This window comes from Halomonas sp. KO116, assembly GCF_000734975.2.
In the GTDB taxonomy this organism is placed as follows: Bacteria; Pseudomonadota; Gammaproteobacteria; order Pseudomonadales; family Halomonadaceae; genus Vreelandella; species Vreelandella glaciei.
Window position 1 is genome coordinate 4,640,589 of the sequence record NZ_CP011052.1, and the last position, 8,660, is coordinate 4,649,248.

At 53.5% G+C, this 8,660-nt stretch carries 6 protein-coding genes; 3 read left to right on the top strand and 3 right to left on the bottom strand.

Annotation, left to right across the window (positions count from 1 at the left end; translation table 11 throughout):
• Nucleotide 1 precedes the first annotated feature (1 nt).
• From glyQ to gmhB, 3 genes are all read left to right on the top strand, one after another.
• A complete protein-coding gene (gene glyQ / locus KO116_RS21285; RefSeq protein ID WP_035556381.1) occupies nucleotides 2–961 on the top strand; it encodes a glycine--tRNA ligase subunit alpha in 960 nt (319 codons plus the stop codon).
• Nucleotides 961–3,027 carry a glycine--tRNA ligase subunit beta gene (gene glyS, locus KO116_RS21290; RefSeq protein ID WP_035556379.1) on the top strand — a complete coding sequence of 689 codons (2,067 nt, stop codon included), beginning with the start codon at nucleotides 961–963 and terminating at the stop codon, nucleotides 3,025–3,027. Before glyQ ends, glyS begins: the two co-directional genes overlap by 1 nt.
• Before the next feature lie 163 nt (nucleotides 3,028–3,190).
• Nucleotides 3,191–3,748: a D-glycero-beta-D-manno-heptose 1,7-bisphosphate 7-phosphatase gene (gene gmhB, locus KO116_RS21295; protein ID WP_008959110.1), complete on the top strand. Its 558-nt coding sequence runs from the start codon at nucleotides 3,191–3,193 to the stop codon at nucleotides 3,746–3,748.
• A 106-nt stretch (nucleotides 3,749–3,854) separates the two neighbouring features.
• Here gmhB and gyrB read toward each other — a convergent pair whose 3' ends face one another.
• The 3 genes from gyrB to dnaN all read right to left on the bottom strand — a co-directional run bounded on the left by gyrB (nucleotide 3,855) and on the right by dnaN (nucleotide 8,660).
• On the bottom strand, nucleotides 3,855–6,275 hold the full coding sequence (gene gyrB, locus KO116_RS21300; protein WP_008959109.1) for a DNA topoisomerase (ATP-hydrolyzing) subunit B: 2,421 nt from the start codon (nucleotides 6,273–6,275) through the stop codon (nucleotides 3,855–3,857).
• Between the two features lie 51 nt (nucleotides 6,276–6,326).
• Nucleotides 6,327–7,430, bottom strand: coding sequence for a DNA replication/repair protein RecF (gene recF / locus KO116_RS21305; protein WP_035556376.1), 1,104 nt, complete (start codon nucleotides 7,428–7,430; stop codon nucleotides 6,327–6,329).
• A gap of 126 nt (nucleotides 7,431–7,556) precedes the next feature.
• Nucleotides 7,557–8,660 carry a DNA polymerase III subunit beta gene (gene dnaN, locus KO116_RS21310; RefSeq protein WP_035556372.1) on the bottom strand — a complete coding sequence of 368 codons (1,104 nt, stop codon included), beginning with the start codon at nucleotides 8,658–8,660 and terminating at the stop codon, nucleotides 7,557–7,559.

Here is an 8,660-nt window from a genome sequence, read left to right on the forward strand (position 1 = left end):
GATGAGTGTCTCGACAAACCAATCGACACCCGATGTGTCGACCTTTCAGGGCTTGATCCTTGCTCTGCAGCAGTACTGGGCAGAACAGGGTTGCGTCATCCTTCAGCCACTTGATATGGAAGTTGGCGCGGGCACCTTCCACCCCGCCACCTTCCTGCGGGCGATTGGCCCCGAAACCTGGAACGCTGCCTATGTGCAGCCTTCAAGGCGCCCTACTGATGGCCGCTATGGCGAGAACCCTAACCGCCTTCAGCACTACTACCAATTTCAGGTGGTGATGAAGCCATCGCCCAGCAACCTGCAGGATCTTTATCTGGGCTCACTCAAGCGGCTCGGTCTCGACCCACTGATTCATGACATCCGCTTTGTCGAAGATAACTGGGAATCCCCAACGCTAGGCGCCTGGGGCCTGGGCTGGGAAATCTGGTTAAACGGCATGGAAGTCACCCAGTTTACCTATTTTCAGCAGGCAGGTGGCATTGAGTGCTACCCGGTTACCGGCGAGCTGACCTATGGGCTTGAGCGTATCGCCATGTACCTGCAGGACGTCGACAGCGTCTATGACCTGATTTGGGCCATTGCCCCAGACGGCAGCAAGGTCACCTATGGCGATGTGTATCTGCAAAACGAACGCGAGCAGTCCACTTACAACTTTGAACATGCCGATGTGGATCAGCTATTTGCTAGCTTTGACCATCAGGAAAAAGAGTGTGGCAAACTGCTCACTGCCAGCCTACCGCTGCCCGCCTATGAGCAAGTCTTAAAAGCATCGCACACGTTCAATCTGTTGGATGCCCGCCACGCTATTTCGGTCACCGAACGTCAGCGTTTTATTCTGCGTGTTCGTACCATGGCCCGCGATGTGGCCACCGCCTACTTTGAGTCGCGCAAGGCCGAAGGTTTCCCCATGGCGCCAGAAACACTTCGCCGCGAACTACTCGCCGATCAGGGAGACGACTAATGGCTGTTAATACGCTTTTACTAGAACTGGGTGCAGAAGAGCTACCACCCACGGCCCTGGATGCGCTTTCCGATGCGTTTTCCGCAGGAATAGAGAAAGGCCTGCAAGAAGCCGACGTTCCCTTCGCCAGCGTGACGGCCTTTGCGACCCCTCGTCGGTTAGCGGTTCAAGTCCGTGAGCTGGCCGATAAACAGCCTGACCGCGACGTTGAGCGCCGTGGCCCCGCACTGGCGGCGGCCTTTAAGGATGGCGTGGCCACGAAAGCTGCGGAAGGCTTCGCCCGCTCCTGCGGGGTTAGCGTCGATGAGCTGATTCATTTGGAAACCGATAAAGGCACTTGGCTTGGCTACCGCGAGCAGCAGCCGGGTGAATCTATTCAAGCGCTGTTGCCCGAGATTATCCGCAAAGCCATCAGTGCCCTCCCTGTGCCTAAAAATATGCGCTGGGGCGCTTCACGGATTGAGTTCTCGCGCCCGGTTCATTGGCTGGTGGCGCTTTACGGTAGCGATGTCGTGGCTGCTGAGGCGCTAGGCCTACAGGCAAGCTGTACCACTTACGGTCATCGCTTCCACGCCCCTGATGCCATTCAGTTGACCCATGCCGATGAGTATGTGGCTGCGCTGGAAAATGCTTACGTGCTGGTCGATCGCGAGCAGCGCCGAGAACGTATCCGCGAGCAGGTGCTGGCAGAAGCCGAAGTCCAAGAAGCCACCGCCGTTATTGATGAAGACCTTCTGGTCGAAGTGAGCGGACTGGTTGAATGGCCGGTAGCGCTTACCGGTAGTTTTGATGAGCGTTTCCTGGAAGTGCCCGCTGAGTGCCTGATCTCTTCGATGAAGGCCAACCAGAAATATTTTCACCTGCTGGATGACGCTGGCAAGCTGAAACCGCTGTTTATCACCATCGCTAATATCGATAGCGCCGACCCCGATCAGGTCATTGCCGGTAACGAGAAAGTCATTCGCCCGCGCCTAGCCGACGCAGCGTTTTTCTACGAAACCGACCGCAAGCGCACACTGGCCTCGCGCATTCCCCAGCTGGAAAGCGTTGTCTTCCAGCAGCAGCTGGGCACCTTAGCGGACAAAGCCCGTCGCAGCACCGCTATCGCGACCTTTATTGCCGAGCAGATCAACGGCGATGTGGCCCAGGCCCAGCGCGCCGTGGCGCTTGCCAAATGTGACCTTGTGACCGAAATGGTGCTCGAATTCCCCGAGCTACAGGGCATCATGGGGCGTTACTACGCCGAGCAGGATGGTGAGCCCGCGGAGGTTTCCCAAGCGCTTGAAGAGCAGTACCTACCGCGATTCGCCACTGATGTCATTCCCCAGAGTTCGACCGGTAAGGCGTTAGCCCTGGCTGATCGGCTGGATACCCTGGTGGGTATCTTCGGTATTGGCCAACGCCCTACCGGCGCGAAGGATCCCTTTGCGTTACGCCGTGCCTCGATTGGCGTGCTCAACATTATGATCAAAGGCGAGCTGGATCTTGATCTGCGCGAGCTACTCACCGTTGCCGCTGAGCAGCACCAGAGCCTACCCAAGGCCGATGGCCTGGTTGAGGACGTGCTGACCTATATGCTGGATCGCTTCCGCGCCTGGGGCCAGGAAGAAGGTATCAGTGCTGAAATGTACCTTGCGGTACGCGCTCGCCCGGTGACCAATCCTCTCGACTTCGCTCGCCGCCTGCGGGCCGTGAAAGCTTTTGCCCAGCGTGATGAAGCAGCCGCGTTGGCAGCCGCTAACAAGCGTGTTTCTAACATCCTGGCTAAGCAAGAGCACAATGGTAGTACCCAGGTTGATCAAAACTTATTGCAGGAAGATGCCGAACGAGCGTTGTTCGATGCGGTGAGCGGAAGCCAGACACAAGTGGCCCCACTGTTTGCTGTAGGCAACTATCAGCAAGCATTGGACACTCTTGCTACCCTGCGGGAACCGGTGGATGCTTTCTTTGACCAGGTAATGGTGATGGCGGATGACCCCGCTATTCAGCGCAACCGCTTGGCTCTACTCGCTAGCCTTCAAGCGCTCTTCCTAGAAGTGGCCGATATCTCACTTCTTCCCCAGTAGTCATCGCTTGATTGGTCGCTACAAGCCCAGCCGTCTAAACGGTTGGGCTTTTTTGTTAACTGGGAATATATGTTTCACGTGAAACACTGCTGCGAGTCCGAGTAAGATAGTCGATAAAAATCGCGGACATCAAGTATCGCCGAACCGTACCAATAGGATTTCTATGCTAAGTGCCGGAAAACTTGTCATTCTGGATCGTGACGGCGTCATTAATCTTGATTCTGATGCCTACATAAAATCCCTTGATGAATGGGTGCCCTACCCCTCTTCAATTGCCGCCATTGCTCGCCTCAGTCATGCGGGATTTACAGTAGTGGTGGCGACCAATCAGTCAGGCATTGCCCGTGGCTATTATGATGAAGCAACGCTCCAGAGCATGCATGATCGCTTGTTAGCGTTGGTGGAAAAGGAAGGCGGAAGCATCGCTCACATCGCCTACTGCCCCCATGGGCCTAACGACAAGTGTCAATGCCGTAAACCATTGCCTGGAATGCTGCATCAGATTCAGCAGCAGTTGGGGCTGGCAAGCTTGGCAGGGAGCTGGATGGTAGGAGACAGTCTGCGAGATTTACAAGCAGGCGAAGCAGTCGGCTGTCGTACTGTACTGGTTAGAACCGGAAAAGGAGCAAAAACTGAAGCCAAGGGTATTGGGCTTGAAAAAGCACATGCTTTCGATGATTTAGCTCACTTTGTGGACTGGCTGATCACTACGAAGCAGTAGATACCGATCTGTAATCAAAAAAGCGCCGCTAGGAGACTACGGCGCTTTTCGTTAATGATCGTCACTATGTTTCACGTGAAACAATGACGATAGTAGCAAACGTCTCTTATACGTCTAGGTTAGCCACTAGCGCATTGGTTTCGATGAAGTCGCGACGTGGTTCAACGTCATCACCCATCAGCGTGTTGAACATCATGTCAGCACCCACCGCATCTTCGATCGTCACCCGCAGCATTCGGCGGCTATCGGGATCCATGGTGGTATCCCAAAGCTGATCTGGATTCATTTCACCCAGACCTTTATAACGCTGCACCGATAGACCACGCTGGCCCTCTTGCATCAGCCATGCCAGCACTTCGGAGAAGTGAGATACAGGCTTTTGACGTTCCCCTCGGGCAATAAACGCGCCCTCTTCAAGGAAGCCATCCAGCGTTTCGCCCAACTCAGCGATGCCCCGATAATCAGCGCTTTCAAAGAAGTCGAGTCCCCACGTGTACTCTGTGGTTACACCATGAGCCACCAGCGAGACGGTAGGTAGGAAAAGTCCACGTTCAGAATCTTCTTGAAGGTGGAAGTGATAACGCGGACCACCTTCATAGGCAACCATGTCATCCATGGTCTTCTGAATTTCATCAATCCAGTTCTGCATGGTTACGCGATCTTTCAGGCTTTCTTCACCTTTAAGCGCGGACGTATGAATGATCTGCTTGAGCACTTCATTGGGGTAAACCCGTGACAAGCGATCAATCCGTTTCATGACGTTACGGTACTGGTTTACCAGCGTTTCTAACTGAGAACCCGAGATGCCTGGTGCATTGGCATTAACGTGTAATCCAGCGCCGTCCAGGGCCGTGGTGGTTAAATAATCCACCATCGCCTGCTCATCTTTCAGATAGAGCTCTTGCTTACCGCGCTTGATTTTATACAACGGCGGCTGGGCAATGAAGATATGGCCACGCTCGATCAGTTCCGGCATCTGACGGAAAAAGAACGTCAGCAATAGCGTACGAATATGTGAGCCATCCACGTCCGCATCGGTCATGATAATGACGGAGTGGTAGCGCAGCTTATCAGGGTTGAACTCTTCGCGGCCGATGCCGCAACCAAGTGCAGTAATCAACGTGCCTACTTCAGCTGAAGAAAGCATTTTATCAAAACGTGCTTTTTCGACGTTCAGGATTTTACCCTTGAGCGGCAAAATAGCCTGGGTACGCCGGTCACGGCCCTGCTTGGCACTACCCCCTGCCGAGTCACCCTCCACCAGGTAGAGTTCAGACTGGCTTGGATCTTTTTCCTGGCAATCCGCCAGCTTACCGGGCAGGCCGGCAATATCCAGCGCGCCTTTACGGCGGGTCATATCACGCGCCTTGCGGGCGGCTTCACGCGCCCGCGCCGCATCCAGCATCTTATTAACGATCGCTTTAGCTTCGTTAGGTTTTTCAACCAGATACTCAGAAAACAGGCGGCTCATCTCCTGCTCAACGGCAGTCTTAACTTCGCTGGAGACTAGTTTATCTTTCGTTTGCGACGAAAATTTAGGATCCGGCACTTTGACCGAAATAATCGCAGTCAAGCCTTCACGGGCGTCGTCACCGGTGGTATTGACCTTGGCCTTTTTGAGCAGGTTTTCAGCTTCAATATAGTTATTGAGCGTACGGGTAAGCCCCGCTCGGAAGCCTGCCAAGTGCGCGCCACCGTCTCGCTGAGGAATATTATTGGTGTAGCAAAAAATATTTTCAGTGAAGGCTTCGCTCCACTGCATGGCCACCTCAACTTCAACGCCATCTTCACGAATAGCGTTAAAGTGGAATACCGGGTTAATGACACTTTTATTGGTATTCAGGTGATCAACAAAGGCTTTTAAGCCGCCTTCGTAATGGAATAGCTCTTCTTTACCGCTGCGCTCATCGAACAATCGGATCGCAACACCGGAATTCAAGAAAGAGAGTTCACGCAACCGCTTGGCAAGAATATCGAAATGGAACTCGATATTGCCAAAGGTTTCAGGGGAAGGGCGAAAATGGACGCGGGTACCGCTTTTTTCGGTTTTGCCCACAACGCCCAACGGTGCTTGAGGCACACCGTGATGGTACATCTGTTCAAACACTTCGCCCTGGCGCCAAATGGTCAAGCGCAGCTCGGCAGACAGTGCGTTTACAACAGAAACGCCAACGCCGTGTAACCCACCAGAAACTTTATAGGAGTTATCGTCGAATTTGCCGCCTGCGTGCAGCACCGTCATGATAACTTCAGCAGCGGACACCCCCTCGCCTTCGTGAAGTTCAGTGGGTACGCCGCGGCCGTTATCACTAACGGTGACTGACTCATCCGGGTGAATGACAACGCGAATTTCGCTGCAATGCCCAGCCAAGGCCTCATCGATGGAGTTATCCACCAACTCGAAGACCATGTGGTGCAGACCGGTACCGTCGTCGGTGTCACCAATATACATTCCTGGACGCTTACGCACTGCGTCCAGCCCCTTGAGCACCTTAATGCTTGATGAATCGTAAGCCTGCTCGCTCATTGACCACTCCGTCGTGAAGTCTGTCTCATTCCGTATCGTCTACTCTTCGCGCTAGCTAGCCAGCACTAACTGGCTCAGCCCTTGTTCAGTATGTTTCACGTGAAACATCTTCACCAAAGTATCAGGCCGCCAGGTACTACTTAACGCAGAAGGTTCGACGCTGGTAATAAATGCTTGGCACTGCATGTCTTCAAGTAACCCACAAAACTGATGCCGATTTTGCTCATCAAGTTCTGCTGGCAAATCGTCGATGAGATAAATACAGTGCCGCTGTGCTGTTCTTTCCAGAAACCGCCCTTGGGCGAGTTTCAAGGCGCTCACCACTAACTTTTGCTGGCCTCTGGAAAGCACTTCGATAGCAGGCTGCTTGTTTACTCGGATACGCAAATCTGCGCGCTGCGGGCCTTGCTGCGTGAAGCCCATTTGTTGATCAGTGGGTCGGCTATCGTGTAGCGCTGCCGAAAGAGAGCGCTCTTTATCCCAGCCCCTCGCGTAATGAATCGACAATCCAGGCAATGGAAGTAGCACCTTAAGCGTCTCTTCAAAGACTGGCAAAAAGTCACTAAACCATGCACGGCGCAACGCATCCATCTGTTCGCCCCAAATGGCGAGTTCCTGCTCCCACACCACTATTTCCTGAGGGTGTATTCTACCACGCCTGAGCAGTGCATTCCGATGTTTCAACGCACGCCGGGTACGCTTCCAGATTCCCAAAAAGTCATGTTTCACGTGAAACACTCCCCAGTCGAGAAACTCTCGGCGACCAGCAGGAGAACCTTCAAGCAGTCGAAAAGCGTCAGGGTTGATTAACTGCAACGGCATCGCTTCGACAAGCTCCGCCAAGCGGGCGTTTTTATCTCCCTTTAGACGAAGCTCTAGCTCTCTCTGGGCACGCAAACGGCGTACACCAAGGGTAACCTCAGGCTCACCGCTTAACCGTCCGTACAGCGTCATATGGGGTTTATCGGCTTGAATGGTGTGCTTCAACTGGCGTGTACGGAACGAGCGTCCCATACCCAGAATATGCACGCCTTCGAGAAGGCTGGTTTTACCACTGCCATTGGCGCCACTAATAACGTTAATACGTGATGAGGGCGTCATTTCGACTGGCTGGAGGTTACGCAAACCGTGGAAATTAAGCAGTGTCAGGCTCATCCTATTATCACCACTTAAAATAGTCCGCAAATAAAGAGTATTGCATCCAATGAGAAAGCGGTGCTTCTGCTACCAGAAGCACCGCTAATGTAGCTTGCATGTGCAATGCTATGATCCAAACCCCCTTTACAGGCGCATTGGCATAACCACATAAAGTGCATCACCACCGCCGGGCACTTCAAGCAGTGCACTACTGTTAGGGTCGGCCAGGGTAATCTGCACGCGTTCTTCGTTCAGCACCGTCAGTACATCGACTAGATAGCCAACGTTAAAACCGACCTCCATCGCGCCGCCGTTATACTCAACAGCGATATTTTCCTCGGCTTCCTCCTGTTCCGGATTGTTGGCCATTACTTTAAGGTTGTTTTCCTCAAAGTATAGCCGTACACCACGGTATTTCTCATTAGAGAGAATAGCGGTACGCGAAAGCACTTGGCGCAGCGCAGCGCGTTCGGCAATCAGCACTTTATCGCCGTTGCGCGGCACTACGCGTTCATAGTCAGGGAATTTACCGTCGATGAGCTTAGAGGTGAAGGTGAAATCGCCCGTGTGAGCACGTACATGACTGGAGCCCAGCGTCAGGCTGACAGGTTCATCGCTGTCATCCAGCAAACGCGACAGCTCAAGGATACCCTTGCGAGGTACAATCAGCTTTTGTGACTGACTAACAGACACTTCAATGGGGCGTGAGCACATCGCCAAACGATGACCGTCAGTCGCGACCGTACGCAGCAGGTTGCTTTGGATTTCCAGCAACATACCGTTGAGGTAATAACGGACATCTTGCTGCGCCATCGCAAATGAGGTGGCTTCAATCAGGTGCTTTAAGGTGCCGCGAGGTACGCTGATTTCCTGACTGCCGTCCGCATCTTCTATATTGGGGAACTCGGCTACCGGAAGCGTCGACAGGGTAAAACGTGAACGGCCACTGCGTAAGACCGCACGGCCCTCTTCAACGGCTAGCTGAATATCGGACTGATCAGGCAGTGATTTACAAATATCCATCAGCTTGCGAGCAGGCACCGTTGCTGCACCCGCCTGGTCAACCTGGCTGGCCACCGTGCGCCCAACAAGCTCAACCTCTAAATCAGTACCGGTAAGCGACACTTGGTCGCCCTCTACCTGGATCAGTACATTTGAAAGTACTGGTAGCGTTTGGCGGCGCTCGACAACACCTGCGACCAGAGTCAGCGGACGTAACAGCGCCTCTCGGGAAATCGAAAATTTCAT